The organism is Nocardia sp. A7, assembly GCF_046549215.1.
In the GTDB taxonomy this organism is placed as follows: Bacteria; Actinomycetota; Actinomycetes; order Mycobacteriales; family Mycobacteriaceae; genus Nocardia.
Map to the genome: position 1 here is coordinate 194,527 of NZ_JAJPWE010000007.1, position 23,812 is coordinate 218,338.

General features: G+C 67.9%; 26 protein-coding genes, 1 rRNA gene and 1 riboswitch. Of the genes, 7 read left to right on the top strand and 20 right to left on the bottom strand.

The window, feature by feature from the left end:
• Positions 1-44 precede the first annotated feature (44 nt).
• Positions 45-725 (bottom strand): TetR/AcrR family transcriptional regulator, encoded by a 681-nt coding sequence (locus ACLJPD_RS30900; RefSeq protein ID WP_410876840.1) that lies wholly within the window; start codon positions 723-725, stop codon positions 45-47.
• A gap of 96 nt (positions 726-821) precedes the next feature.
• Between ACLJPD_RS30900 and ACLJPD_RS30905 the strand changes: the two genes are divergently transcribed.
• A complete protein-coding gene (locus ACLJPD_RS30905; RefSeq protein ID WP_410876842.1) occupies positions 822-1,808 on the top strand; it encodes an ATP-binding cassette domain-containing protein in 987 nt (328 codons plus the stop codon).
• The gene (locus ACLJPD_RS30910) at positions 1,805-2,614 is read left to right on the top strand and encodes an ABC transporter permease (protein ID WP_410876844.1); all 810 of its coding nucleotides are present in this window, start codon (positions 1,805-1,807) and stop codon (positions 2,612-2,614) included. The genes ACLJPD_RS30905 and ACLJPD_RS30910 overlap by 4 nt, the downstream gene beginning before the upstream one ends.
• A gap of 4 nt (positions 2,615-2,618) precedes the next feature.
• Here the strand turns inward: ACLJPD_RS30910 and ACLJPD_RS30915 are convergent, their stop codons facing one another.
• From ACLJPD_RS30915 to bioB, 6 genes are all read right to left on the bottom strand, one after another.
• A complete protein-coding gene (locus tag ACLJPD_RS30915) occupies positions 2,619-2,774 on the bottom strand; it encodes a hypothetical protein (protein WP_410876846.1) in 156 nt (51 codons plus the stop codon).
• Between the two features lie 96 nt (positions 2,775-2,870).
• Complete coding sequence (locus tag ACLJPD_RS30920) at positions 2,871-4,001, bottom strand: AI-2E family transporter (RefSeq protein WP_410876848.1); 1,131 nt, start codon at positions 3,999-4,001, stop codon at positions 2,871-2,873.
• 61 nt (positions 4,002-4,062) lie between these two features.
• Positions 4,063-4,596: a DUF1353 domain-containing protein gene (locus tag ACLJPD_RS30925; protein ID WP_410876850.1), complete on the bottom strand. Its 534-nt coding sequence runs from the start codon at positions 4,594-4,596 to the stop codon at positions 4,063-4,065.
• 71 nt (positions 4,597-4,667) lie between these two features.
• Complete coding sequence (locus ACLJPD_RS30930) at positions 4,668-5,282, bottom strand: DUF2567 domain-containing protein (RefSeq protein WP_410876851.1); 615 nt, start codon at positions 5,280-5,282, stop codon at positions 4,668-4,670.
• Between the two features lie 26 nt (positions 5,283-5,308).
• The gene (locus ACLJPD_RS30935) at positions 5,309-5,542 is read right to left on the bottom strand and encodes a hypothetical protein (RefSeq protein ID WP_410876853.1); all 234 of its coding nucleotides are present in this window, start codon (positions 5,540-5,542) and stop codon (positions 5,309-5,311) included.
• An 84-nt stretch (positions 5,543-5,626) separates the two neighbouring features.
• On the bottom strand, positions 5,627-6,640 hold the full coding sequence (gene bioB / locus ACLJPD_RS30940; RefSeq protein WP_410876854.1) for a biotin synthase BioB: 1,014 nt from the start codon (positions 6,638-6,640) through the stop codon (positions 5,627-5,629).
• Between the two features lie 150 nt (positions 6,641-6,790).
• On the opposite strand from bioB, the gene ACLJPD_RS30945 reads away from it, so the two are divergent.
• Positions 6,791-7,375 (top strand): TetR/AcrR family transcriptional regulator C-terminal domain-containing protein, encoded by a 585-nt coding sequence (locus tag ACLJPD_RS30945; protein WP_410876856.1) that lies wholly within the window; start codon positions 6,791-6,793, stop codon positions 7,373-7,375.
• On the opposite strand, the gene ACLJPD_RS30950 is transcribed toward ACLJPD_RS30945, so the two are convergent.
• Together ACLJPD_RS30950 and ACLJPD_RS30955 are read right to left on the bottom strand one after the other, a co-directional pair.
• A complete protein-coding gene (locus ACLJPD_RS30950; RefSeq protein WP_410876858.1) occupies positions 7,376-8,521 on the bottom strand; it encodes an alpha/beta fold hydrolase in 1,146 nt (381 codons plus the stop codon).
• A 72-nt stretch (positions 8,522-8,593) separates the two neighbouring features.
• Complete coding sequence (locus ACLJPD_RS30955) at positions 8,594-9,346, bottom strand: DUF6597 domain-containing transcriptional factor (protein ID WP_410876859.1); 753 nt, start codon at positions 9,344-9,346, stop codon at positions 8,594-8,596.
• 61 nt (positions 9,347-9,407) lie between these two features.
• On the opposite strand from ACLJPD_RS30955, the gene ACLJPD_RS30960 reads away from it, so the two are divergent.
• On the top strand, positions 9,408-9,968 hold the full coding sequence (locus ACLJPD_RS30960) for a TIGR03086 family metal-binding protein (protein WP_410876861.1): 561 nt from the start codon (positions 9,408-9,410) through the stop codon (positions 9,966-9,968).
• Between the two features lie 32 nt (positions 9,969-10,000).
• Here the strand turns inward: ACLJPD_RS30960 and ACLJPD_RS30965 are convergent, their stop codons facing one another.
• From ACLJPD_RS30965 to ACLJPD_RS30985, 5 genes are read right to left on the bottom strand one after another with little or no spacing between them, the layout of a single operon-like run.
• Complete coding sequence (locus ACLJPD_RS30965) at positions 10,001-11,200, bottom strand: MFS transporter (protein WP_410876862.1); 1,200 nt, start codon at positions 11,198-11,200, stop codon at positions 10,001-10,003.
• A 52-nt stretch (positions 11,201-11,252) separates the two neighbouring features.
• Complete coding sequence (locus ACLJPD_RS30970) at positions 11,253-12,602, bottom strand: LLM class flavin-dependent oxidoreductase (protein WP_410876863.1); 1,350 nt, start codon at positions 12,600-12,602, stop codon at positions 11,253-11,255.
• On the bottom strand, positions 12,599-13,363 hold the full coding sequence (locus ACLJPD_RS30975; protein WP_410876865.1) for an ABC transporter ATP-binding protein: 765 nt from the start codon (positions 13,361-13,363) through the stop codon (positions 12,599-12,601). The genes ACLJPD_RS30970 and ACLJPD_RS30975 overlap by 4 nt, the downstream gene beginning before the upstream one ends.
• A complete protein-coding gene (locus tag ACLJPD_RS30980; protein WP_410876867.1) occupies positions 13,339-14,199 on the bottom strand; it encodes an ABC transporter permease in 861 nt (286 codons plus the stop codon). The genes ACLJPD_RS30975 and ACLJPD_RS30980 overlap by 25 nt, the downstream gene beginning before the upstream one ends.
• Positions 14,199-15,290 (bottom strand): ABC transporter substrate-binding protein, encoded by a 1,092-nt coding sequence (locus ACLJPD_RS30985; protein WP_410876869.1) that lies wholly within the window; start codon positions 15,288-15,290, stop codon positions 14,199-14,201. The genes ACLJPD_RS30980 and ACLJPD_RS30985 overlap by 1 nt, the downstream gene beginning before the upstream one ends.
• Positions 15,291-15,419: 129 nt before the next feature.
• Positions 15,420-15,544: riboswitch (cobalamin riboswitch) on the top strand.
• A 33-nt stretch (positions 15,545-15,577) separates the two neighbouring features.
• Between ACLJPD_RS30985 and ACLJPD_RS30990 the strand changes: the two genes are divergently transcribed.
• Genes ACLJPD_RS30990 through ACLJPD_RS31000 form a run of 3 tightly spaced genes read left to right on the top strand, consistent with a single transcriptional unit; the run spans position 15,578 to position 18,647 of the window.
• Entirely contained in the window at positions 15,578-16,609 is a 1,032-nt protein-coding gene (locus ACLJPD_RS30990; protein WP_410876870.1) for a FecCD family ABC transporter permease, read from the top strand.
• Complete coding sequence (locus ACLJPD_RS30995; RefSeq protein WP_410876872.1) at positions 16,606-17,616, top strand: ABC transporter ATP-binding protein; 1,011 nt, start codon at positions 16,606-16,608, stop codon at positions 17,614-17,616. The genes ACLJPD_RS30990 and ACLJPD_RS30995 overlap by 4 nt, the downstream gene beginning before the upstream one ends.
• A complete protein-coding gene (locus tag ACLJPD_RS31000) occupies positions 17,616-18,647 on the top strand; it encodes an ABC transporter substrate-binding protein (protein WP_410876874.1) in 1,032 nt (343 codons plus the stop codon). The genes ACLJPD_RS30995 and ACLJPD_RS31000 overlap by 1 nt, the downstream gene beginning before the upstream one ends.
• Before the next feature lie 64 nt (positions 18,648-18,711).
• On the opposite strand, the gene ACLJPD_RS31005 is transcribed toward ACLJPD_RS31000, so the two are convergent.
• The 6 genes from ACLJPD_RS31005 to rrf all read right to left on the bottom strand — a co-directional run bounded on the left by ACLJPD_RS31005 (position 18,712) and on the right by rrf (position 23,812).
• The gene (locus tag ACLJPD_RS31005) at positions 18,712-19,206 is read right to left on the bottom strand and encodes an SRPBCC domain-containing protein (protein WP_410876876.1); all 495 of its coding nucleotides are present in this window, start codon (positions 19,204-19,206) and stop codon (positions 18,712-18,714) included.
• Positions 19,207-19,242: 36 nt separating this feature from the next.
• Positions 19,243-20,439 (bottom strand): ROK family protein, encoded by a 1,197-nt coding sequence (locus tag ACLJPD_RS31010; protein ID WP_410876877.1) that lies wholly within the window; start codon positions 20,437-20,439, stop codon positions 19,243-19,245.
• Positions 20,440-20,464: 25 nt separating this feature from the next.
• A complete protein-coding gene (locus ACLJPD_RS31015; protein ID WP_410876879.1) occupies positions 20,465-21,703 on the bottom strand; it encodes a sugar ABC transporter permease in 1,239 nt (412 codons plus the stop codon).
• Positions 21,700-22,464: an ATP-binding cassette domain-containing protein gene (locus tag ACLJPD_RS31020; protein ID WP_410876880.1), complete on the bottom strand. Its 765-nt coding sequence runs from the start codon at positions 22,462-22,464 to the stop codon at positions 21,700-21,702. Before ACLJPD_RS31020 ends, ACLJPD_RS31015 begins: the two co-directional genes overlap by 4 nt.
• Positions 22,464-23,546: a sugar ABC transporter substrate-binding protein gene (locus ACLJPD_RS31025; RefSeq protein WP_410876882.1), complete on the bottom strand. Its 1,083-nt coding sequence runs from the start codon at positions 23,544-23,546 to the stop codon at positions 22,464-22,466. Before ACLJPD_RS31025 ends, ACLJPD_RS31020 begins: the two co-directional genes overlap by 1 nt.
• Before the next feature lie 150 nt (positions 23,547-23,696).
• Positions 23,697-23,812, bottom strand: a 5S ribosomal RNA gene (gene rrf, locus ACLJPD_RS31030).

Below are 23,812 nucleotides of genomic sequence, written 5' to 3' on the forward strand. Positions count from 1 at the left end.
GAGAGGGGGGTCGACTGCCCTGACTTCACTTGTCGCGGAACGGATTATGCGCGCGGCAGGATCCCGAACAGCAGCGTATCGATTCCCGCGACGAACACCGCGTCGTTGTCGACCGAAATACTCGCCCCGGCGGATGCGGCACCGAACAGCGTGGTCAGGTTCGGATAGTCGCGCGCCGGGTCGCCGGTCGAGGCCGCGAGCGCACCACCCAGACCCCCGGCGGACAGACCCGCGGTCTCCTGGGCGGCGAAGTTCGCGCCCCAGCCCGAGAGCATCGCCACACCCATCATGATGGCGCCCGCGTCGAGTCCGGTCGGCGCCAGCGCGCCCGCCATCCGGTCCAGGTAGCGCACCGAATTCGGGCCCATGCTCGACGGCGTGGCATGGACCAGCCACGGGTGTGCGCGGTGCAGCGCGCGGGACTGCTCGGCCAGCGCGAGGACATCGGCGCGGACATCGCCGGTCGGGTCCGCATACCGGTACTCCCCCGCCACCCGGTCGACCATGAGGGCGATCAGGTCGTCCTTGCCGTCGACGTAGCGATACAGCGAGGCGGCCGCGGTGCCGAGTTCGTCGGCCACGCCGCGCATCGAAACTGCCCGCAGCCCACCCGCGTCGGCGCGGCGCACACACGCATCAGCGAGCTGATCGAGCGTGTACGCCGGGCGCGGCCCCGGCCGTGGCGCCGCGCCGCGCGACCACAACGACGATCCGGTCTGCGTCATACCTGCCAGCATGCCCCAGATTCCTAGTTGCGAACAGCGTTAGCAGATGCGTATCGTGTAATTGCGAACACTGTTCTCAATTGAAGGGAGATCACCGTGTATGCCATCGAAGCCGCTGCACTGACCAGGACCTATGGCAAGAACACCGTGGTGGACAAGGTGGACCTGCGGGTGCCGGCCGGCCAGGTGCACGCCTTGCTCGGCCCTAACGGCTCGGGCAAGACCACCACCGTGCGCATGCTGGCGACGCTGGCGCGGCCCACCTCGGGCCGCGCCGCGATCTGCGGTTTCGACACCGTCCGCCAGGCCGACAGCGCGAAGCGCCAGGTCGGCCTGGTCGGTCAGTTCCACGCCGTCGACCCGCGGCTGACCGGACGGCAGAATCTGGTGTTGCTGGCCCGTCTCAACGGCTTTCGTGCCGCCGCGGCCCGGCGGCACGCGGGCGAACTGCTCGACCGGTTCGAACTGGCCGAGGCGGCAGATCGCGTGGTCCGCACCTATTCGGGCGGCATGCGGCGCAGGCTCGACATCGTCGCGGGCATGATCGTGCGCCCCGCCGTGCTGTTCCTCGACGAGCCGACCACCGGGCTCGACCCGCACAGCCGCAACGAGATCTACCGCTACGTCCGCGATTTCGTCGCCAAGGGGACCACCGTGCTGCTCACCACCCAGTATCTCGACGAGGCGCAGCGCCTGGCCGACGCGATCACGATCCTGGAAGCGGGCCGGGTCGTCGCGGCCGGGACGCCGGACCAGATCCTGGCGGCCGTGCCCGCCGGGCTCGACCTGGTCGTCGACGATCCGCGTCACTACGACGAGGTCGCCGCGGTGCTGGCCGGATTCGGCGGCTCACCCCCGGATCCCTCACCGACACAGCGACATTCGCCGATGGAGCTGTCGTTCACCTTCGCCGGGAACGCACCCGGACTGCTCGAGGTCCTGCGCTCGCTCGATGCCGCCGGTATCGCCGTGCGCGACATCGGCACCCGCGCAACGACTCTCGACGATGCCTTCCTCGCGCTCACCGGTCGCGATCGGATCGGCGTCGCGTCGGAGACGAGCGGCAGCGAGGTGCGGGCATGAACGCCACCGACACCCGTTCAGTGTCCGTGTTCACCGGTGCGGCGGTGCTGTTCGGGCGCGTGTTGCAGAACTACCGCAACTCCCCCGGCCTGTTCGCGATCACCCTGGCCGCTCCGCTGGGCATGATGCTGCTGTTCGGATTCGTCTTCGGTGGCGCGCTCGCCGGCGGCAGCGATGCCGCGGCCTACCGCGCGTACCTGATGCCAGGCGTGCTGGTCCTGGTCGCGGCCATGGGTCTGACGTCGACCGCGTCGACCGCGAATGCCGACCTGCGCAGCGGCTTCACCGATCGTCTGCGCGCACTGCCGCTCTCGCCCGCGGCCGCGCCTGCCGGATTCGCCATGGCCGAAACGGTGGTCGGCGTCGTCGCGCTCGCGCTGATGTCCGGCATCGGGTACCTGCTCGGCTGGCGGATCGACGCCACACTCGGCGAGGTGGCGGTGGCGATCGCGCTGCTGCTCGCCTTCCGCTGCGCGCTGTCGTGGCTGGGTATCGCGCTGGGCGTGGCGATCCGTGACGAGCAGATGCTCCAGCAGATCGCTCCGCTGATCTTCGGCACCATCATGTTCTCGAATGTCTTCGTGCCGACCGCGAGCATGCCACCGGTGGTGGCGGCGATCGCGGAGTGGAATCCGGTGAGCGCCATCGTGGCCGCACTGCGCGAACTGCTCGGCGCCGACCTACCCGACGCGGCCGGTGAAGCCTGGCCCATGCAGCATCCGGTCATGGCGGCGACCGCTTGGATCGCCGTACTGTTCGCGCTCGCGGTCCCGATGGCGATCCGCCGGTACGCGGCGGAGGCCTGATCGCTCAGCGGTCGTACCTGCGATCACGGTGCTTGGACGAGCGCCGGTAGGTACGTCCGCTGGGTACCGCGGTGGCGGCGGATGAGCTGCGCAGGGCGTGGCGGCGGCGCCAGGCGACCAGGTCGGGTCGCTCGGTGGGCTGCTCGGTTGCGGTCTTCATGGTCAAGGGTCCTCCCCCGAAATGCGATGTTTCCAGGATAAGGAGCGGGTACGACCACATCCACTGGTTTTCCGGTGAACCGATTCACCCTGACGGCTATTCCCTGTCCACCACGGCCGCGGACTCGCCCGATTTCTTGTGCGGCGCGGTCTTCTTGTCCATCGGCGCGCCGATCAACACATCCGCCCATCGCGTCGTCGGATCGATGTCGATCAACAGCGCCTTCACCAGCAATGTCAGCGGAATCGCCAGTAGCGCGCCGAGCGCGCCGATCACCCACGCCCAGAACACCAGCGACAGAAAGGTAATGGTGACCCCGAGGCCGACGGCGTCACCGACGAACTTGGGCTGGATGATCGACTGGATCACGAAGTTGATCACCGAATAGACCACGATCACCCAGATCATCAGCACCGGGCCGCTGTCGAGCAGCGCGAGCAGCGCAGGCGGAATGACGCCGACGACGAAGCCGATGTTGGGGATGTAGTTGGTGATGAACGCCAGCAGTCCCCACAGGATCGGCAGCGGTACGCCCATCAACCACAGCGCACCGCAGTCGATCACCGCGACGATCGCGCCGAACACTGTCGACACGATCAGGTACTTACGAGTGCCCGCGGCGAAGGAGATCAGCGCGTTGGCGATAGCGGGCCGCTCCCGCGCGACGAACTCCATCCGTTTGGCCATCGTCATCCCGTCGACGGCCATGAACAGCAGCAGCGCCAGTACGAAGAACAGGTTCGAGAACACCCCGAGGACCCCGCCGAGCAGCAATTCGATGGCGCCCACCGCCTTGCCGATGTCTATACCACCGAGGACATTCTGGATCTGCTCGGTGCTGATGCCCAGGTCCGACAACCAACCGCGCGCATGGTCGAGCAGCGAATCCAGCTTGTCCGCGTATTCCGGCAGCAGCGAGGCCAACTGCACGGCCGACAGTGCGAGCGCCCCACCGATACCGACGATGATCGCCACCACCGCGACGAGCGCCACCGCCATCCCCGCCCACGCGGGCCATCCGCGCTGCTGCGCCCAACTCTGCAGCGGCGCCACCGCGATGGTGAGCATGAGTGCCAGAAAGACCGGGCCGACGATGCCGGAGAACGCTTTCAACCCGCCGATGGTGACGACGGCGGCGGCCAGCGTCAACAACACGATCAGGCCGCGCGGAATCGACCATTCGGCGGGCGGGGCCGTCGATTCGGTTTCGGTGCTCGGCTCGGACATGCGCCGAACGGTAACCACGCGAAGACGCTGCCACCTCCCCCGTTCCGGGTGAGATTCGCGCTCAGGCGGTCTTCATCTGCGGCTTCGGTGGCGGCGCCGCGGTGCGGCGGGTGATCCGTCCCACCGCCCAGAACCCCAACTCGACCACCCAGAACACCAGTAGCGCGGCGGTCACCACCACCACGGGCACCGCGAGAAACACCAGGGACGGCACCGCGATCAGCAACCAGCCGAGCACATCGACCGCACGCGCCCCACGCAACCGGCTGCCCAGCCGCACCGCCGTCCACATCATCCAGCGTCGCGGCACCGATACCCGGGCCTCGCGCAGGCTGCGCCGGAATATCCCGTCCGCATCGGCGGGCCCGACTTCGCCTGTGCGGCGCAGATAGTCGTGCAGGATCGCGGCTCGGGTGTAGGCGCCGTAGCGCGGGATCAGCCACACCAGCGCGCACGGCACCGACGCGAAGTCGGTGCGGAATCCGGCAGGCACGGTGAAGGTTTCGACCGCACCCTGATAGGTGAGCGGTTCGGTGAGCCGCCAGAATTTCGCGTCGAGTTCCTCGACGACCGGACCACCACCGATGAATGCCACGACCGGCCCTCTCGCCCGCACAGCCGGTATCTACCTGCTGTTATGCGCAAATGATATCGCGCGATCGGCACTCAGCCGCGGGGTTGCGAACTCGGATCGAAATCGCCGCTCGGCCGATACTGTTCGGCACCGTAGGGCAGTCGGTAATCGTCGGCGACATCGGCCGGGCGCAGGTCACCGAGCAGCCCCTCGGCACCGGAATCGAGATCGGCGGACGGGTGCAGCGCGGCGAGGAACAACAGCACAAGGGCGGCAAGGAACGGTTGCACCAGCAGAGCGAGATCGGTTCCGACTTCCGCGGGCAGGGCGATGATCTGACCGATCGCCGGATCATCGGAACGTGGATGGCGCACGCCCGCAACCCCTTCGCCGATCCACATCATCAGCGCCGCGCCGAGCCCCGAGGCGAGCAGCACGCCGAGCACCAGCGCGGGCCCCCGCGCGATCCGCACCCGCCAGGCGCCGACCGCACTCAACACCGCGACCACCGCGCCCATGCACAGGAACATCCCGACCGCGTCGAACAGATGCAGACTCTCGCCGGTGAGCACCGCGGCGCGACCGGGCTGGGTCACTCGCAGCCGCTCGGTCGGCGCCAGCAGGCCCCACACCACGCCGGCCGCCGCACTCACCGCCAGCACTACCGCCATGATGACGCCGACGCCGACGAGCTCGCGCCGCAACACCTCAGGACGCTCCCCGCGGCCGAGCACTACCGGCGTTCCGACTGTGCCGATGCGATGACACCGTGCCGCGAGCACTTGGCCCACCAGCCGTCGGGGCTGATCTGCACGATCATCCGGCGCCCACAGTGCTCGCAGAATCGCGGCGGTTCGAGGCCGAGCGCGGCCGAGGCAGGCATCGCGTCGTCGAGCCCCGGCACGATCCGCTGACCGGTGAACGGGTTGTAGCGCGGCTCGCTCTCGCGGGTATCGGTCTGGTCCACTGCGATTACCGCCTCCGTGAGGTGTGGCTCGGCGGTCGTGTCATCCCTGCCGACCTGGGTCGATACTCGATCGTACACAGCGATTTACAGGGTTTCGTTGAGCGCCTTGATCGGCATGCTCAGTTCACCGAGCAGATCCAGATCGGACTCGGCGGGACGGCCGAGGGTGGTGAGGTAGTTGCCGACGATGACGGCGTTGATCCCGCCGAGCATGCCCTGCTTGGCACCCAGATCGCCGAGGGTGATCTCGCGACCACCGGCGAAACGCAGGATGGTGCGCGGCATGGCGAGCCGGAAGGTGGCGATGGCGCGCAGCGCGTCGGCGGCGGGCAGCACCTCGAGGTCACCGAAGGGGGTGCCGGGTCGCGGGTTGAGGAAGTTCAGCGGAACCTCGTCGGGGTTGAGCGCGGCCAGCTGCGTGGCGAACTCGGCGCGCTGCTCGATGCTCTCGCCCATGCCGAGGATGCCACCGCAGCACACCTCCATACCGGCTTCGCGCACCATCCGCAGTGTCTCGAAACGCTCCTCGTAGGAGTGGGTGGTCACCACCTTCGGGAAGTGCGACTTGGCGGTCTCGAGGTTGTGGTTGTAGCGGTGCACGCCCATCGCGGCGAGCTGGTCGACCTGCTCCTGGTTGAGCATGCCCAGCGAGCAGGCGACCTGGATGTCGACTTCGTTGCGAATGGCCTCCACACCGGCCGCGACCTGCGCCATCAGGCGCTCGTCCGGCCCGCGCACCGCGGCGACGATGCAGAACTCGGTGGCGCCGGTCTTGGCGGTCTGCTTGGCCGCCTCGACCAGGCTGGGGATGTCGAGCCAGGCGGCGCGCACCGGCGACTGGAACAGGCCCGACTGCGAGCAGAAGTGGCAGTCCTCGGGGCAACCGCCGGTCTTGAGGCTGATGATGCCCTCGACCTCGACCTCGGGACCGCACCACTTCATCCGCACGTCGTGGGCGAGCTCGAGCAGTGCTTCCAGCCGGTCGTCACCCAGGCGGAGCACCTCGACGGCCTGCTGCTCGGTGAGGCCCTCGCCGCGCTCGAGCACCTGCTCACGGGCGATGGCCAGAATATCGGTCTGGACGGGTGCCTGCGTCACGACGTGATGTCCCTTCGACGGGGTGTGCGCACGAGCCGTGGGTGTGATCCACCCGGCGTGGCCGTGCGACTTGAACGGTGTTCAGGATAGGGTAGCGGCTATGAGTGAGTCATGACACTCGGGTCGGAAATTCACCACGGAAGGACGCGCGTGCAACTGCGGAAGACGGATGTGGTCGATGCCGCCGTCGCGATTCTCGATCAGTACGGACTCGCAGACCTGACGATGCGCCGACTGGCGGGCTCGCTCCAGGTGCAGCCGGGGGCGCTGTACTGGCACGTCAAGGACAAGCAGACCCTGCTCGGCGCGGTGGCCGACCGGGTTCTCGCCCCGATGGACGAGCCGATCACGGCCACCGAGTGGCCCGAGCAGCTCACCGAATCGGCGCACCGCCTGCGCGATTGCCTGCTCGCCTACCGTGACGGCGCCGAACTGGTGTCGGCCACCTACGCCTCGCGCCTGACCACGAGCAAGGCGCGGGAACGCCTGGCGGGCATCGTCATTCGCGCCGGGATGACCAGGGAGGAAGCCGACCTCACGGCCTACACCCTGCTCTACTACGTGCTCGGCCAGACCGTCGACGAGCAGTCTCGCATGCAGATGGACTCCGTCGGCGCGCTCCCCGAGGACAACACGCCCCTGCTCGAAACCCCTGACCCCACAGCTCGATTCGACTTCGGCTTGCAGCTGTTCATCGCTGGCGTGCGCACCATTCTCGGTACCCGGGTGCGCTGATCACGGCGGATCGTTGCGATTGGCCTCCTGAAAGCGGCGCACGAACGGCAGTACCTGCGCCTCGATGACCTCGTTGTATTCGCGGGGTCGCTGAATCGGATTCGCGTGCTCGGTCTGGCTCGGCCGCACCACCGACAGCGTGCCGTCGACGCCACCGGAGTGTTCGATCAGCACCTCGTGTGAATACGCCACGTCCACCACGCCGTCACGTGCGGCCTCGCGTGGTCGGATGAACACGATGGCGGGGTTCCGCTTGTTCGGATGCGGCCTGCCGAGCGCCCGCAGATCCGCGGTGCCGCCACCCGCCACGATCGCCAGGAACTGCGACTCGATCAACCCGTTGCTGGCGGCATCTCGGGAGAAGATCTTGTCACGCAACACCTCCGCGGATGCCGCGCGCATGGCGCGAAAGTCGATGTCGTAGAACAGTCCGGCCCGCTGCGCGAACCGTTCACGCCGAACCGACATCTCGACCGCGAAACGCAGCAGCCTGCTCTCTCTCGCGCCCGGCAGCCAGCCCACCCAGCGCACCAGATCGGCACCGCGACTGCGACTCTCGGGGCGAACCGCATCCAGATCCATCGGCGTGCAATCCAGCACAACGGCCACCAATCGCCGATCGCTGCCGAGGTGGATGTGGCGCGCCACTTCGAGCGCGATGATCCCGCCCATGCTGTGCCCGACCAGCACGATATTGCGCACATTGCCGTAGCGTGCGGCCCGCACGATCATCTCGGCGATGACCTTGGTGTCGATACCCGCGTTGTCATAGCGCACCGCCCACACCACCCCCAGTCGACTCAACGCGGGCAGCGCCTTGGCGGTCGGCGCCGCGTTGACTCCCCCGAGCCCGACCATGTCGACCACCGCGGTATCCCAATCCCGGGCATCCGCAGGCAGATTCGCCGGCAGCAATTCCGGCGTGGTCTGCGCCAGTCGCTCGCGTTCGGGTGCCACATCATGGACCCAGTACTGCCCGAACACGATCATCGCGACCAGCAGCACCCCGAGGATTCGCACGACCGCCAGCCTCGTGCGGCGCCAACGGCCCCACGCGTGGCCCAGCCGGGTTTCGCGCAACCGATCCCGCCGACGCGCATCGTCGAAGTCCGCGACGGTGGACGGATGCCGATCGAATGACGACATCACTCCACTGTAGGGGCGACGATCAGCCCCTGCCGGTCCCCCTCCCAGCCATCTGAAACGCCGCTCGACGCGTTACCCCAGCTCGTAGCGCTGTGCGTACCGGGTCGGCGGTTCCCCGAAAATCGTGCGGAAGTCGCGACTCAGATGGGCCTGATCGGCGTAGCCCAGCTCGGCGGCGAGCGCGGCCCAATCGATTTCGACGCCCTCGGCGAGACGTTCGGTGACCTCGTGCAGCCGGTAGCGGCGCACCACCAATTTCGGCCCGATACCGACGTAGTCGGCGAACAATCGCTGCAGCCGCCGCACGCTCAGTTCGAATTGTTCCGCGATCGCGTCGACCCTGGTCACCCCCGTGTCCTCGGCGATGGTGGCCACCACATGAGCGGCGAGATCAGCTTGCGGATCAGGCGCGGGCAGGAGTCCGAGGAGGAACCGCTCGACCGATTCGACATCGACCGGCGAGGGCATCTCACCAGCGAAAACTTCTGCGGCATCGACTGTCCGATCCCGCAGTGTCGCCACCGGACCACCGAGCAAGGGACCGAACATGCCCGGACGGAAGGCGACGCCGAACACTGTCCCGACGCCGGACAGCTCCCGGTACACGTGTGACGACGACGGCCCGTGCAGTTCCACGCGGCCGTCGCGGAAGCTCAGGTAGACGTTCGGCAGCGGCACCACCAGCTGGCGATAGGGCCGCTCGTAGTCCCAGCTGACCGTCCAGTACCGGGCGACGTAGCGCGCCAACTCCCCCGACGGCGCGGCGAACGCATGGCGCTGCGACGCACGCCAGGCGCCGCCGAGTTCCCGCGGATCGCGCTCCACGCGGCGAGTGTATGTCGCGTTTGTTCAAGACAGCGGCCGCTCGCGGTGGTTACCTCGGTGTATGTCCGAAAACGAACGCGTGGCCCGCGCCGCCGAACCGCTGTCGAAGATCATCCGCACCATCGCGCCGGATCGGCTCGCCGACCCCACGCCGTGCTCGGACTTCGACGTCCGCGGCCTGCTGAACCACCTGCTGCACTGGGGACCGTCGTTGATCGGCGCGGCGCACAAGCAGGAGATCGCCCCGGGCGCTGAGGTCGACCTGACCGAGGGCGACTGGGCCGCCGCCCTCGACACCCAGCTCACCGACCTCGCCACCGCCTGGCGCGACCCCGACGCCTGGCAGGGCGTCACCCGGATGGGCGGCCCGACGGACCTGCCCGCATCGCTGGTCGGCGGCATGATCGTCGGCGAGCTGATCGTCCACGGCTGGGACCTCGCCCGCGCCCTGGGCACCACTGTGAGCTGGGACGACGACCTGCTGCGCTATGTCCACAGCGAGGTGGCGGCCACCGCCGACCAAGGCCGTGCGATGGGTATCTACGGACCCGAGATCCCGGTCGCCCCCGATGCGCCCCTCCTCGACCGAATCCTTGGCCTCACCGGCCGCGATCCCGCATAGCGATACGCCTGGCAACATGCTGGGCCACCGCCTCATTCATCGCTGACCATCCGTGGCCGCACGGGACCGGGGAACCAGCGATAGATCGCGACGGTGCCGAGACCGACGCCAACGGCCAGCAGGGCACCGGCGGCAGCCAGCCCCGCGAAGGCGCCGACCAGGCCGACGGCGACCGGGCCCGTGAACATTCCCATGTCGTGGGTCAGGCGCCAGGCGCCCAGGAATTCAGCGCGGCGGTCGTCCGGTGCGGCGGAAGCACCGACCGTCATGATGAGACCGTTGCTCAGGCCGTTGGCCAAGCCGAGCAGCATGGTCGCGGCGCCCATGGTGAGCACGGAGTGGGTGAAGGGCAGCGCGGCGTAACCGGCAGCGAAGCAGACGCCGCAGGCGATGCCTGTCACCCGGCTGCCCGCGCGGTCCAACCACACCCCGGCCGGGTAGGACATGAGCACGTCGACCGCGCCGGCCAGTCCGAACAGCAGACTGGTGGTGGCGGCGTCGATGCCGAGATGGGCCGCCCACAGCGGCAACAGTGCCGTGCGCGATGCCCGCGCCGCACCGATCGCCACCGCGGCGAGCCCGAGCGTGCGCAGTGCCCTGCGGTTTTCGGACAGCACCGTGTGCAGTGGCCGCAGCGAGGACGGATCATCGAGGTCACCGGAACGGATCGCCACCATCGCCGCCGACGCCACCACCGTGGTGACCAGCTGCAACCACAGCGCACCCACCGGCCCCATCCCGTGCACCAGCGCCGCCCCGAGGAACGGCCCGCAGAAGAAGCCGAGCCGGTGCGCACCGGCCAACGTCGACATGGCCCGCCCACGTTGCTCCGGCGCCACCACCGACACCAGATATGTCTGCCGCGCCAGCCCCCACACCGCGCCCGCCGCCCCGTTGAGCAGCAAACCCACCGCCAGCACACCGAGGTTCGGCGCGAAGATCGCCGCGAGCACACCGACCGTGCCGAGCACACTGCCGACCCCGATCGCCGCCCGTTCCCCGATCCGGGCGACGATCCGTCCCGCGGGCAGATCGGCGAGCACCATGCCGAGCCCGCCGAGGGCCACGATCAGACCCGCCGTCCCGGCCGAGGCCCCGAGATCCAGTGCGCGCAAGGCATACATCGGGGCGGCGGCACCAGCTCCGGTGCCGTACAACGCCATCGGCGCGAACACCGGCCAGACCAGCGAACGCAGGCGCAGCGGCCCGACGTCGAGGGTGTCCGCGCTCATTGCCGCCTACCGGGCAGGCGACGAAGACAACAACTTCCGTCGCAACCAGTACTCATCCGACGGCGGCGGGGGTCTGCGCGAACTGACTCTGCGGTCGAGCGAGTCCGAAGTGGTCGCGCAGCGTGGTTCCGGTGTATTCGGTGCGAAACAGCCCGCGTTCCCGCAGGATCGGCACGACTGTCTCGGCGAAGATCTCGAGCCCGCCGGGGTAGTACGGCGGCATCACGTTGAATCCGTCTGCCGCGCCCTGGGTGAACCACTCCTCGATCGTGTCAGCCACCTGCTCGGGTGTCCCCGCGAACACCCGGTGACCGCGCGCACCCGCGAGCCGGTGCAGCAACCCACGCAATGTCGGCCTCTCCCGCTCGACGATCCCCGCCACCACCTGCAATCTGCTGCGCGCGTTGTCGGTGACATCGCCCGCGCCCGCGAACACTTCCACGGGCACCGCCTCGTCGAGCGCGAGGGAGCGCAGCGAGGTGCCGGTGATCGATTCCAGCTGCTTGATCCCGTATTCGGGCACGGTGAGCTCGTTGAACTCCCGTTCCAGACGCAGTGCGGCGGCCTCGGTGTCGGCGATGAACGGGCTGATCCCCGGCAGGATCTTCACCTCGTCGGCGGTGCGCCCGAACTCGGCCGCCTTGGACTTGATATCGGCGTAGAACGTCTGCGCGTCCGAAAGCCGTTGGTGTGCGGTGAATATGGCCTCCGCATACTTGCCCGCGAAGGCGCGGCCCTCGTTCGACGCCCCCGCCTGCACCAGTACCGGTCGCCCCTGCGGTGTCCGCGCCGAGTTGAAAGGTCCACGCACGCTGAGGTGTTCGCCGACGAAGTCGATCGGGTGGATCTTGGCTGGATCGGCGTACACACCGGCGGCGCGGTCGAGCACGATCGCATCGTCTTCCCAGCTGTCCCACAGCCCGACCACCGCGTCGACGAATTCCCTTGCGCGGGAATACCGTTCGGCGTGACTCGGGTGCCGTTCGAGCCCGAAGTTGGCCGCGGCCAGGTCGGTGCCGGTGGTGACGATGTTCCACCCCGCGCGACCACCGGAGATGTGGTCGAGCGAGGAGAACAGCCGTGCCAGGTTGTAGGGCTCGTAGTAGGTGGTCGAGGCGGTCGCGATCAAGCCCAGATGTGTTGTCGCCGCGGCGATCGCGGTGAGCAGGGTGATCGGTTCGAGGCCCGGCGCGGCATTGTGTCGCACGTCGGTCCGCAGGGCAGGTCCGTCGGCGAAGAACACCGCGTCGAGCTTCGCCGCCTCCGCGGTGCGTCCGATCTCCTGGTAGTAGGAGACGTCGTAGATGCGGTCGGGCCTGCTGTCAGGATGCCGCCAGGCGGCCTCGTGGTGCCCGGACGGGTAGATGAACGCGTTGAGACTCAGTTGACGCGGTGCACTCATGACGCCTGCTTCACTTTCTCGAATTCTGTTGTGTCGACACCGAGTCCGGTCAGCAATGTCTCGCGCAGCCGGACGAACTCCGGGTGCGCGTGCCTGCGCGGGCGCGCGGTCTCGATGCGCTGATCGATCGTGATCCGGCCCTCGTCCAGAACCAGCACCCGGTCGGCGAGCAGTACGGCCTCGTCCACATCGTGGGTCACCAGCAGCACGGCGGGTCGGTGCCGCTCGCACAGCGCCTGCAGCAGGGCGTGCATCCGTATCCGGGTCAGCGCGTCGAGCGCGCCGAACGGTTCGTCGGCCAGCAGCAATTCCGGCTCACGCACCAGCGACCTGGCCAACGCCACCCGCTGCTGTTCACCGCCGGAAAGCTCACGCGGCCAAGCCTTCTCCCGCCCGGCCAATCCTACTTCGGCCAGCGCCGACCGTCCCCGCTGATCCGCGTCTCGCCCGGTCAACCCGAGCACCACATTGTCGAGCACCCGCGCCCACGGCAGCAACCGCGAATCCTGGAACACCACCGCGCGCTGGGTCGGCACCGACAACTCGCCGGAACCTGGGACCTCGGAATCGAGTTCGGCCAGTGCCCGCAGCAGCGTGCTCTTGCCGGAACCGCTGCGCCCGAGCAGCGCCACGAACTCCCCGCGCCTGATCTCGATGTCGATGCCGTTCAACACGATTCGCCGACCGAAGCCGCGAGTCAGCGCGCGGGTGCGTACGACGACCCGCTCGTCGGAGCTCAGTCGCCCAGTGTCTGTCGCCATGCCAGCACCTTTCGTTCCGTTGCCCGCACGGCGAGATCGCCGAACAGTCCGAGCAGTCCGTAGATCACCAGGCCGACGACGATCACATCGATCTGGCCGTAGGTGCGTGCCTGCGTCATCAGGTAGCCGATGCCGCTGGTCGCGTTGACCTGCTCGACCACCACCAGCGCCAGCCAGGAGATGGTCACCGCCAGCCGCAACCCAAGGAAGAATCCCGGTAGCGAACCCGGCAGCGCGATCCGCCGCAGGAATCCCCACCGCGACAGTCCGACCGTCTCGGCGAGTTCCACATAGCGCGCGTCGACGCTGCGCAGGTAGGCATGGGTATTGATGTAGATCGGAATGAGCACGCTGGTGGTGATGACGATCAGCTTCATCTGCTCACCGATCCCGAACCAGACGATGAACAGCGGGATCAGCGCCAGCGTCGGGATCGCCCGCTTGATCTGCACCGGACCGTCGACCACCGCCTCACCGATCCGGCTCAGCCCCGCGACCAGTGCGAGCACAACGCCGATCGCCACACCGAGAACGAGCCCGATCACGGCGCGCTGCAACGAGGTCAGCAGGTTGGACTGCAACCGGCCGTCGGCGATCAGCTCGCCCGCGGTCTGCGCGACCGTCCACGGCGCGGGCAGTGTCTCCGGGTCGATGGCGCCGATCGCGGATCCGACCACCCAGGTACCGATGAGCAGGGCAGGCCCGAGCGCGAAACCGAACGGGATCGGCCTGCCGGGGCCGAGCCTGCGCCTACCCCGCGCACGCGGCGCGAGCACCTCGACCGGGGCAATGTTCGTCCTGATTCGGCGCAGCACGCCGACGTCGAGGGTGGCCATCAGCTCGCCGCCGGCGCGAACGCCGCCCCACTGGCCGTGACGGCCTCGGTGACCGCGGCGTCGAAGCGCAGGTCGAAACCATCGACGGCCTTGATCTTCTTGGGCAGCTCGCCCACGGCGTCGATCGCGTCGATGGTGCTCTGTTGCCGGGCGATCAGCTGCTGGTCCAGGTGCGGGAAGGTGTAGGTGCCCAGCGATTCGACGATCCGGTTGGCATCGTCGGCGCTGACTTTCTGGCTCTCGATGTAGTAGCGGGTCGCCCATTGCTCGCGATGAGTGTTGGTCCACTGCCAGGCCCGCACGAACGCGCCGACCAGCGCGCGCGTCGCGGCGGCCTTGGCCGGATCCTGGACCACCGCGCGGCGCGCGTACAGATACGCGAGGCCGCTGTAGATGCCCGTGGTCTCCGAATCCGGGATCAGCGAGGTGCCCTGGGTGCGCAGGAACCTGGTCACATTGGGTTCGATCAGCGGCGCGACATCGACCTGACCGGTCCGCACCGCGTCGGGGAATTCGGCCAGCTGCAGCCGGACCAGCTCCACATCGGCGGGCTTCAAGCCTGCCTTGGTGAGCGCCTTCAGCACCGACGCCTGCTGCGCGGTGCCCTCGGCGTACGCGATCTTCTTGCCCTTCAGATCGGTGAGCTTCGTGATCGAACGGCCCGGTGCGACAGCGAGTTTCATCGCCTGCGGGTTGGTCTGGTAGGAGCCGATGATCGGCACGTCCTGTCCCGCGGCCAGCGCGTGGATCGGCGGCACATCCCCGACCTGACCCACATCGGCCGCCCCCGCCCGGAACGCCTCGAGGATGGCCGGGCCGCCGACGAAGTTCGCGAACTCGATCTTGAACGGCAGCTTGTCCAACTCACCGGACAGCCGCAGCGCCGATTGCAGGCGTTCCTGCTGATCGGCGACGACGAGCGTGGTCCCCGGCGGCACCTCGGTCGGCAGCGGCGCGTCGGGGGTGCCGACCGGTGTCTCATTTCCCTGCGCACAGCCGGTCAGCCCGAGCGTCGCAGCGGTGGCCATCGCGAGCAGTGCGGCGGTGGCACGGCCACGCAGGCCGGGCCGAAAGGTGTGCGGTCGGTACATACAGGAATTGAAGCAACCACACCCGCCGCCGAATACCTTTAGCATTCGCGTGATTCGAAGGCTTGGATCACGCCGCGACGCGCAGGGGTGATCGGCGCCCGGTTGCACCCACCGAGCCGGGTGGCACGGCGTGCCGCGTACAGTCGCGGTGTCATCCCCGGCGGGTGCGGGAATCCGGTGTAATTCCGGAACGGTCGCGCCACTGTGATCGCCTCACGGCGAAAGTCAGACCTCCCTCGCCGGGACACCCTCTGAAAGGGCCGCGCCTTGCCTGTGGAGATTTCGCGATGATCCGTGCTCGGATCTCGCTCGCATTACCCCTGCTCGGGGCCCTACTAGTGGTGGCCATGATCGGGTCAACCGGATTCGGTGCGGAAATTCTGCCCGTCTCCGCGGTGCTCGACACCCTCACCGCCCGGCTCACCGGTGCGACACCCACCGACCTCGGCATCGACACCATCGTCTGGCAGCTCCGAGTGCCACGCACACTGCTCGCAGCGGTCGTCGGCGCCGGCTTGGCACTGGCCGGTGCGGCGATGCAGACGTTGGTGCGCAACCCACTGGCGGACCCCTTCCTGCTCGGCGTCTCCTCCGGTGCCGGTGTCGGCGCGGCCGCGGTGATCACCTCCGGGCTGTTCGCCGGCGCGGGCATCTGGGCGCTGTCGGGCGGTGCGCTGCTCGGCGCGCTCGGCGCCGCGACCCTGGTGTTCCTGATCGCGATCGCCCAGGGCGGCCTCACCCCGTTGCGGCTGGTGCTCACCGGCACCGTGCTCGGTTCGGCCTTCGCCGGCTTCAGCAGTTTCCTGGTGTTTCGCAGCACCGATCCCGCGGCGGCGGAGTCGGTGCTGTTCTGGCTGCTCGGCAGTCTCGCCGGTGCCGACTGGACGACCATGCCCCTGCCGCTCACGGTCGTCGTGGCGTGCGGCGCGATCCTGCTGGCGATCGCGGGCTGGTTGGACGCGCTCACTCTCGGCGCGGACACCGCGTCATCGGTCGGAGTTCCGGTGCGGCGCCTGCGTATCGGCCTGTTCGTGCTGCTCGCGGTGCTCGTCGGGGTCCTCGTCGCGGTGTCGGGCGGGATCGGCTTCGTCGGTCTGGTCGTTCCGCACGCCGCGCGGATGATCGTCGGCCCCCGCCACCGCAACCTGCTCCCCACCTGCGCGCTCGGCGGTGCCCTGTTCCTGGTGGTCGCCGACGCTGCCACCCGAATCCTGGTGCGTCCCACCGAGATCCCGGTCGGTGTCCTCACCGGTCTCATCGGCGCGCCCCTCTTCCTCGTACTGATGGGCAGACGCCGCTACCAATTCGGCACGTCATGAGCAACTATCAGCGCGTCTTCGGCCGACGACCAACGGACCGCGTCACCGACAACGCGACACGACGACCGCGCCGCGCTCCGAAGGAAACCGCCTACGACCTCGGCAAGGCTGCGCTCGACAGCGCTGCAGGCGACGGCGAGCCTCGACATGAGGAGGCGAGCTCACCTGCGGCGGAATCCGATTCGCTCGCTCGCCCCACCGTGTCGCACGGCCGAGACACGGTGGGGCGAGCGGGTGAATTGCGCGCCGTCGCACTCACCTGCGCGATCGGGCGGCGAAATATCGTTGTCGGTGCGGACTTCACGATCAGACCCGGCGAGACCGTCGGCATCGTCGGGCCGAATGGCAGCGGCAAGTCGACGTTGTTGCGCGTGCTTGGCGGGGTCAACAGGCCGACGCATGGCCAGGTGCTCGTGGACGGGCAGGGATTGCACGCTCTCCGGCCCCGGCAACGGGCCTCGGCGGTGGCCTTGGTGGCGCAGGACGAGAGTCCGCCCGCCGACATGCTGGTCGGCGAAGTAGTCGCCCTCGGGTTGACGCCGTATCTGCCGCCGTGGGGCCTGGGCGCCCCGCGCGAACAACAGCGGGTGGCACAGGCTCTGGCATCGGTCGATCTGCCCGGTTTCGCGGGCAGACAGGTGCAGCACCTGTCTGGTGGTGAACGCCAGCGGGTTCTCCTGGCGCGAGCGCTGCTCCAGAACACCCCCGTCCTGCTCCTCGACGAACCGACGAACCACCTCGACGTCACCCATCAACTCGAGTTGCTCACCCTGATGCGCAACCTGAACCGCACCGTCGTCGCCGCCCTGCACGATCTGTCCTTGGCCGACCGCTACTGCGACCGAATCATCGTGCTGCACAACGGTTGCACCCGACCACTCGCGTCACCGGCTCAGGCGCTGACCCCCGATGTCGTCGCCGAGGTATTCGGCGTCGACGCGACGCGCGTCCAGCATCCGGTGACCGGCGAAAACCATCTGTTGATCACCCCGCGAGAGGCGCGATGATGAAGAACCACAGCCGCATCCTGGCCACCACAGCCCTTGCCGCCGTTCTGACGGCCTGCACCGGCACCACTACGCAGTCCGCCGCGACCATCCCGATCCTCAACTGCGGCAAAGAGTCCCAGTTCCCAGCACCCGCGCAGCGCTTGTTCGTCAACGACGGAAATCTGGTCTCGATGGTGCTTGCCCTCGGCGCGCAGGACCAGGTCGCCGCGGTCTCCAGCATCCAGCGCGACGCCGCCACCCTGCGCGCACACTACGGCGCCGACATCGTCGACGGCCTGAAATCTGTTGCCCCCGAATATCCCTCGCGCGAGACCGTGCTCGCCCAACGCCCGGACGTCATGGTCGCGGGGTGGAGCTACGGCTACGACGAGGCGAGCAACCTCACTCCCGCATCGCTACACAAGGACGGCATCGCCGCCTACGTCCTCACCGAGAGCTGCCGCCAACTCGACGGCGCGGCCGCCCGCGGCACCGTCGAACCGTGGACCGCCTTGCGCACCGACCTCGCCGACCTCGGCACGATCACGGGCCACCCCGACCGCGCCGCCGAGGTCACCGCCGACCTCGACCGCAGGCTCGCGGCGCTGACCGCCGCACCGAAGCCGGCGAAAACCCCGACCGTGTTCCTGTTCGACAGTGGCACCGACACGATCTTCTCCAGTGGGAAATTCGGTGCGCCGCAAGCGATCCTCGAAGCCGCGGGTGCCCGCAACATCCTCGACGATGTCGCCGACACCTGGACCAAGGTCTCGTGGGAGCGCCTGGCGGCCGCCGACCCGGACGCGATCATGTTCGTCGACTACCCCGGCCAGAGCTATGCGCAGAAGGTCGACCTGCTGCGTTCCAAGCCCGGTATCAACGGATTGCGCGCGGTCCGCGACAGCCGGTTCTTCAACCTGCCCTACGCGCTGTGGACGAGCGGTCCGCTCAATATCGATGCGGCAGAACAGATCCGCAAGCAGCTCGAAGCCTGGGGCCTCGTGCCCACTTCGGGAATCACACCCCGCGCGAACGATGCCGTGCGCTGATCGGGACCTGGCGTCGACCCGGGCTGTGCGCTGTCAGCGGATCGTCGCACCGGGGCGGCGGTACTCAGTCGGTCGTGCCGCGCTCAGCGAGCGCCGCCAGTTTCGTCAGTGCCATCTGCCAGCCGACCTCGTTCTCGGCGGGACCGAGACCCGGCGGAACCTCTTCGTGCAGTATCTCCAGGTGGGTGCCGCCGTCCACGTCGGTCAGCGTGAAGGTGACGGTCTGCGAGCCGGTCATGTCCGGCTTCTCCGTGACGAATTCCAGCACCTCGACCACCTGCTCATCCGGGATCAGCGAGCGAAACGTCCCGAAGTAGGCATCGTGTTTCTGCCGAATCGTGCCCGCGACGTAGTGCGGCTCTGTTTCGCCGGGGTCGGCGGCCTCGTCATAGGTGAGGGTGATCGAGAACGATCCGCCCTCCACCGGCTCGAACCGATGCACCTCGGTCGCTATCCCGTCGGGCATCATCCAGGTAGCCACCGCGTCGCCGTCCAGCAGTAGCCGATAGACGGTCGAACGAGGCGCGTTGATATGCGTACCGATCCTGGTCGTCGCCATGGCTTTCACGATAGTCGCCCGGACGACGCCTACCGGTCAACCCCGGGAGCAGCGTGCCAGTGTCTGCAACGGATCGGTCAGCACGTCGGCGAACGCCAGTTCGGCGGCCCCGATCAGCGGGGCGTCGTCGGCCAGCGCCGAGGTCCGCAACCGGACACGTTCGCGGACGGCGAGCAGTCCGTTCACAGCCAGCCTGCTGCGAACCTGGGCGGCCGAGCCGAGGTAGATCTCGCGCAGCACCCCGCCGAACACGACCATCGTGGGGTTGAAGATATTCACCAGATTGGCCACCCCGTAGCCGAGCCAGTCGCCGACCTGGTGCAGTGCGTCGCGGGCTGTCGCGTCACCGCGGCCCGCCGCGTCCACGATCGCCTCGACCGCGGCCCGGCCGGTGAGCTCGGCACGGCCTGCCGCCGCGATCAACGCCAGCTCCCCGGCCTCGGCCTCCAGGCAACCCCGCGACCCACACCGACAGGTTCGACCGCCGGGATTGACGATCATGTGCCCGACCTCGCCGCCGTAGCCGCCCTCACCACCGAGCAACTCGCCACCCATGATGACGCCACCGCCGATACCGACCTCACCGTGCAGGTAGATCAGATCCGATACCCCGGCACCCACCCCACGCTCCCGCTCGGCAAGCGCACCCAGGTTGGCATTGTTGCCGACCACGACCCGAACACCCAGTCGCTGGGACAGTTTCGCACCGACCGGCACATCCACCCAGCCGATGTTCGGCCCGTACCGAACGACACCGTCACCCTCACGCACCATCCCACAGAACGCGAGACCGAAACCCACACAGACACTGTCGTGTCCTGCCGTGCTGATCATCGTCTCCGCCATCACAGCCAGTGATTCGATCACCTCATCGGGATCGAATGCCGCACTGTCGCGCGGTGTTTCGCGCCGGTCGAGAATCACACCGCCCAGACCGACCCGCGCTACCGCGAGCCGGTCCGCGCCGACATCCAACGCGAGCACATACACCCGCTCCGACTCCGGCCGCACCACCAGCGACGGCCGACCGGCCTTGCCCGTCTGGCGTGGCAGTTCCTCGCTCACCAGCCCGGCGGCGGCGAGATCGGTGGTCAACGCCAGAATTGTGCTGCGGTTCAAGCCCATTCGCTCGGCCAGCACCGCCCGCGACACCGGGCCACTCAGGTGGACGTGGCGCAGCAGCACGGCAAGGTTGCGTGTTCGGATCTCGTCCGGGGCGGGCGCAGCCCTCATCCGGCCCAGCCTTCCCGGTCGATGGTCAACTTCCTGGCAGCGAACGCTTGCGCGAGAGCGCGTCCACTCCCGCCGCGAGCAGCAGGACAAATCCTGTCACAACGAATTTCGTGCCCGCGCTGTAACCCATCAGGCCCATCCCGTTGTTGATCACCGCGACCACCGCCGCACCGAGTATCGCGTCGAGCATCCGGCCGCGACCACCGAACAGACTGGTACCACCGATCACCGCCGCACCGACCGCGGTGAGCAGCACATCGGAACCGCCGGTGTTCGGATCGACGGAGTTGGCCCGCGACGCCGCGATCAACCCACCGACAGCGGCCATCGTCGAGCACAGCACGAAGGCACTGATCTTGATCCGATCGACCGGAATGCCCGCGCGCCGAGCCGCTTCCACGCTGCCGCCGACCGCGTAGATATGCCTGCCGAACGAGGTGCGATTGAGCACGAACGTCCACAGCAGCAGCAACGCGACGATGATCGGCACCACGATCGGCATGCCCTGCAGCGAGTTGACCTCCGGATTGCGGCTGCGCTCGTCGTTGAGCACCAGCACCGCGATCCCCGCGACGACCGCGACGGTAGCGATCCGCAACGCGACCACCGGTGCCGTCTCACCGGTCAGCCCGAGCGTTCTTCGCGCCCGCAACTTTCGGTACTGCACGAACGAGAACCCCGCGAGCAACACCAGGTACATGACCCAGCCGAGCAGCGGCGGCACGTTCTTGTTGGCGATCGCCAGGATCGTCTCGTCGTGGATGGAGATATTGCGGCCGTTGTCCATGATCTTGAGCGCCACACCCTGCAGCGCCAGGAACGCGGCCAGCGTCACCACGAACGACGGGACGCCGATCTTCACCACGATCGCACCGATGGTCAGCCCGATCACGACACCGGTGAGCAGCGACACCAGCACCGCCGCGTACCAGGGCCAGCCCTTGTCGGTGAGCAACACCGCGAGCACCGCGGCACACACCCCGCTGGTGAAGCCGGCCGACAGATCGATCTCCCCGAGCAGCAGCACGAAGATCAAACCCATCGCGATCACCGCGATCGCCGCACCCTGGGTGAGCAGGTTCGCGATATTGCCCTGAGTCATGAACACCGGTCGCGCGATCCAGAACACGACCGACAGCACGACCAGCGCGATCACCGACGGCAACGCACCCATGTTGCCGCTGCGAATCCGCGCCACGTACCCGGTGACCAACTCGGCCACCGGTGCCGTCGGCGCGGCCTTGTCCTCGACCACCGCACTCATGCCTGCACTCCGATTCCGAGACTCCCGCTGCGGCCGGAGGTGATCAGTTCGACGACCTGCGAATGGGTCACATCGGCGGTCCGCACCTGTGCGGCCATCCGGCCCAGATACAGCGCCGCGATGCGATCGGAGACCGCGAAGACGTCGTTCATGTTGTGCGAGATCAACACCACCGCAAGCCCCTTGTCGGCCAGGCGGCGCACCAGTTCGAGGACCTGCTGGGTCTGGGCGACACCGAGCGCCGCGGTCGGCTCGTCCAGAATCACCACCTTGCTGTTCCACAACACAGCCTTGGCGATGGCCACGGTCTGGCGTTGTCCACCGGACAGGCTCGCCACCTTCTGCCGCACGGATTTCACCGTCCGCACCGACAGACCGGCCAGGGTCGCGCCCGCGAGCTCTTCCATGCCGTACTCGTCGAGCACGATGCCGTGCTTCTTCTCGCGGCCGAGGAACATGTTCTGCACGATGTCGAGGTTGTCGCACAGCGCGAGATCCTGATACACGATCTCGATCCCCAGTTCCGCCGCGTCCCTCGGGTTGCCGATCTGCACCGGCGCACCGTCGAACAGCACCTCACCCGCATCGATCGGATGGGTACCGCCGATGCATTTGACCAGGGTCGACTTGCCCGCGCCGTTGTCGCCGACCAGCGCCGTCACCTCACCGCTGTAGGCGGAGAAGTCGATATCGTGCAGGACGTGAACCGGGCCGAAACTCTTCTCTAATCCGCGCAATTCGATGAGCGGGGTATCGGTCATCAGCGGACGCCGTTATCCGCGCAGAGCTTGGCGAACTCACCGGCGCACAGCGCGGCCTTGTCGACGAAACCGTCGGCCACGACGTCGTTCACGTTGTTCTTGAAGATCGCCTTCGGCTCGAGCAGCACCGAGGGCACCTTCGTCTTCGCCTCGGGATCGTCGACGGTGCTCGGTGCCTCGGCCTTCTCGCCATTGGCCAGTGCGATCGCCAGCTTCGCGCCGGCAGCGGCCTCGAGCTTGATCGCCTTGTAGACGGTCATGCACTGGTCCCCGGCCAGAACGTTCTGCAGCCCCTGGACCGTGGCATCCTGACCCGTCACCGGGATCTGCCCGTTCAGCTTCTGCTTCTTCAGCACCGCGATGGCGGCATTGGCCAGACCGTCGTTGGCCGCGACGGCGCCACCGAGGTTCGGCGTGCCGGTGAGCATCTGCTCGAAGATGGTGCCCGCCTTGGTGTTGTCCCATTCGGGGACGGCCTGATCCGGGCCCTTCACGTACTCGCCCGCATCGAACTTCGGCTTCAGCGCGCCGTCGTAGCCGCTCTTGAACAGCGCGGCGTTGTTGTCGGTAGGACCGCCGTTGAGGTAGGCGACGACCGGCTTCGCCGCCTGCTTGTCGGCCAGGCACTTCGCGAGGCCGTCGCCCATGAGCTGGCCGACCTTCACGTTGTCGAACGACACGTAGTACGGCGCACCGCCGCCGAGAGTCAGCCGGTCGTAGTCGATCACGGTCACGCCCTGCGCTTTGGCCTTCTGAATGACGGCCTTGCCGGTGCCGCTGTCGAGGTTGGTGATCATCAGCACCGAGGCGCCGTTGGTGATCATCTGATCGGCGATCGTCTGGAAGGCGTTCTTGTCGCCCTGGGCATTCTGGATGTCGGCCTTGATCCCGGCGGCGTCGAACGCCTCCTGGAGATACTTGCGATCGGCCGTCTCCCACCTCGCCGAGGTCTTGCTGTCGGGCAGGATGACGCCGATCTTGGCGCCGCCTCCCGAGGAGGTCGATGTGTCGTCGCCGCAGGCGGTGACCGAAGTGAGAAGTGCGATCGAGACGGCCGCGATGCCGAAGATCCCCTGACGCATGAGCGTGGGCCTTTCGTGGAACCACCGCCTGGTGGGGCGGTCGAGCTGGAGTGAATGTTGTTCTCGACAACATACTCCAGAGTGGCCTGGCCCACTACGGAAACGCAAAAAGGCCCTCCAACCGAAGTTGGAGGGCCTTTCGCAAAGATGTTCCGGCAGTGTCCTACTCTCCCACACCCTGTCGAGTGCAGTACCATCGGCGCAGATGAGCTTAGCTTCCGGGTTCGGAATGGGACCGGGCGTTTCCCCACCGCTATAACTACCGT

Excerpts from the sequence above, each read along its gene's own strand:
- ACLJPD_RS30900 (WP_410876840.1), bottom strand. The coding sequence starts at position 725 with ATGACGCAGACCGGATCGTCGTTGTGGTCGCGCGGCGCGGCGCCACGG.
- ACLJPD_RS30910 (WP_410876844.1), top strand. The coding sequence starts at position 1,805 with ATGAACGCCACCGACACCCGTTCAGTGTCCGTGTTCACCGGTGCGGCG.
- ACLJPD_RS30915 (WP_410876846.1), bottom strand. The coding sequence starts at position 2,774 with ATGAAGACCGCAACCGAGCAGCCCACCGAGCGACCCGACCTGGTCGCC.
- ACLJPD_RS30920 (WP_410876848.1), bottom strand. The coding sequence starts at position 4,001 with ATGTCCGAGCCGAGCACCGAAACCGAATCGACGGCCCCGCCCGCCGAA.
- ACLJPD_RS30950 (WP_410876858.1), bottom strand. The coding sequence starts at position 8,521 with ATGTCGTCATTCGATCGGCATCCGTCCACCGTCGCGGACTTCGACGAT.
- ACLJPD_RS30960 (WP_410876861.1), top strand. The coding sequence starts at position 9,408 with ATGTCCGAAAACGAACGCGTGGCCCGCGCCGCCGAACCGCTGTCGAAG.
- ACLJPD_RS30965 (WP_410876862.1), bottom strand. The coding sequence starts at position 11,200 with ATGAGCGCGGACACCCTCGACGTCGGGCCGCTGCGCCTGCGTTCGCTG.
- ACLJPD_RS30970 (WP_410876863.1), bottom strand. The coding sequence starts at position 12,602 with ATGAGTGCACCGCGTCAACTGAGTCTCAACGCGTTCATCTACCCGTCC.
- ACLJPD_RS30975 (WP_410876865.1), bottom strand. The coding sequence starts at position 13,363 with ATGGCGACAGACACTGGGCGACTGAGCTCCGACGAGCGGGTCGTCGTA.
- ACLJPD_RS30980 (WP_410876867.1), bottom strand. The coding sequence starts at position 14,199 with ATGGCCACCCTCGACGTCGGCGTGCTGCGCCGAATCAGGACGAACATT.
- ACLJPD_RS30985 (WP_410876869.1), bottom strand. The coding sequence starts at position 15,290 with ATGTACCGACCGCACACCTTTCGGCCCGGCCTGCGTGGCCGTGCCACC.
- ACLJPD_RS30990 (WP_410876870.1), top strand. The coding sequence starts at position 15,578 with ATGATCCGTGCTCGGATCTCGCTCGCATTACCCCTGCTCGGGGCCCTA.
- ACLJPD_RS30995 (WP_410876872.1), top strand. The coding sequence starts at position 16,606 with ATGAGCAACTATCAGCGCGTCTTCGGCCGACGACCAACGGACCGCGTC.
- ACLJPD_RS31000 (WP_410876874.1), top strand. The coding sequence starts at position 17,616 with ATGAAGAACCACAGCCGCATCCTGGCCACCACAGCCCTTGCCGCCGTT.
- ACLJPD_RS31005 (WP_410876876.1), bottom strand. The coding sequence starts at position 19,206 with ATGGCGACGACCAGGATCGGTACGCATATCAACGCGCCTCGTTCGACC.
- ACLJPD_RS31010 (WP_410876877.1), bottom strand. The coding sequence starts at position 20,439 with ATGAGGGCTGCGCCCGCCCCGGACGAGATCCGAACACGCAACCTTGCC.
- ACLJPD_RS31015 (WP_410876879.1), bottom strand. The coding sequence starts at position 21,703 with ATGAGTGCGGTGGTCGAGGACAAGGCCGCGCCGACGGCACCGGTGGCC.
- ACLJPD_RS31020 (WP_410876880.1), bottom strand. The coding sequence starts at position 22,464 with ATGACCGATACCCCGCTCATCGAATTGCGCGGATTAGAGAAGAGTTTC.
- ACLJPD_RS31025 (WP_410876882.1), bottom strand. The coding sequence starts at position 23,546 with ATGCGTCAGGGGATCTTCGGCATCGCGGCCGTCTCGATCGCACTTCTC.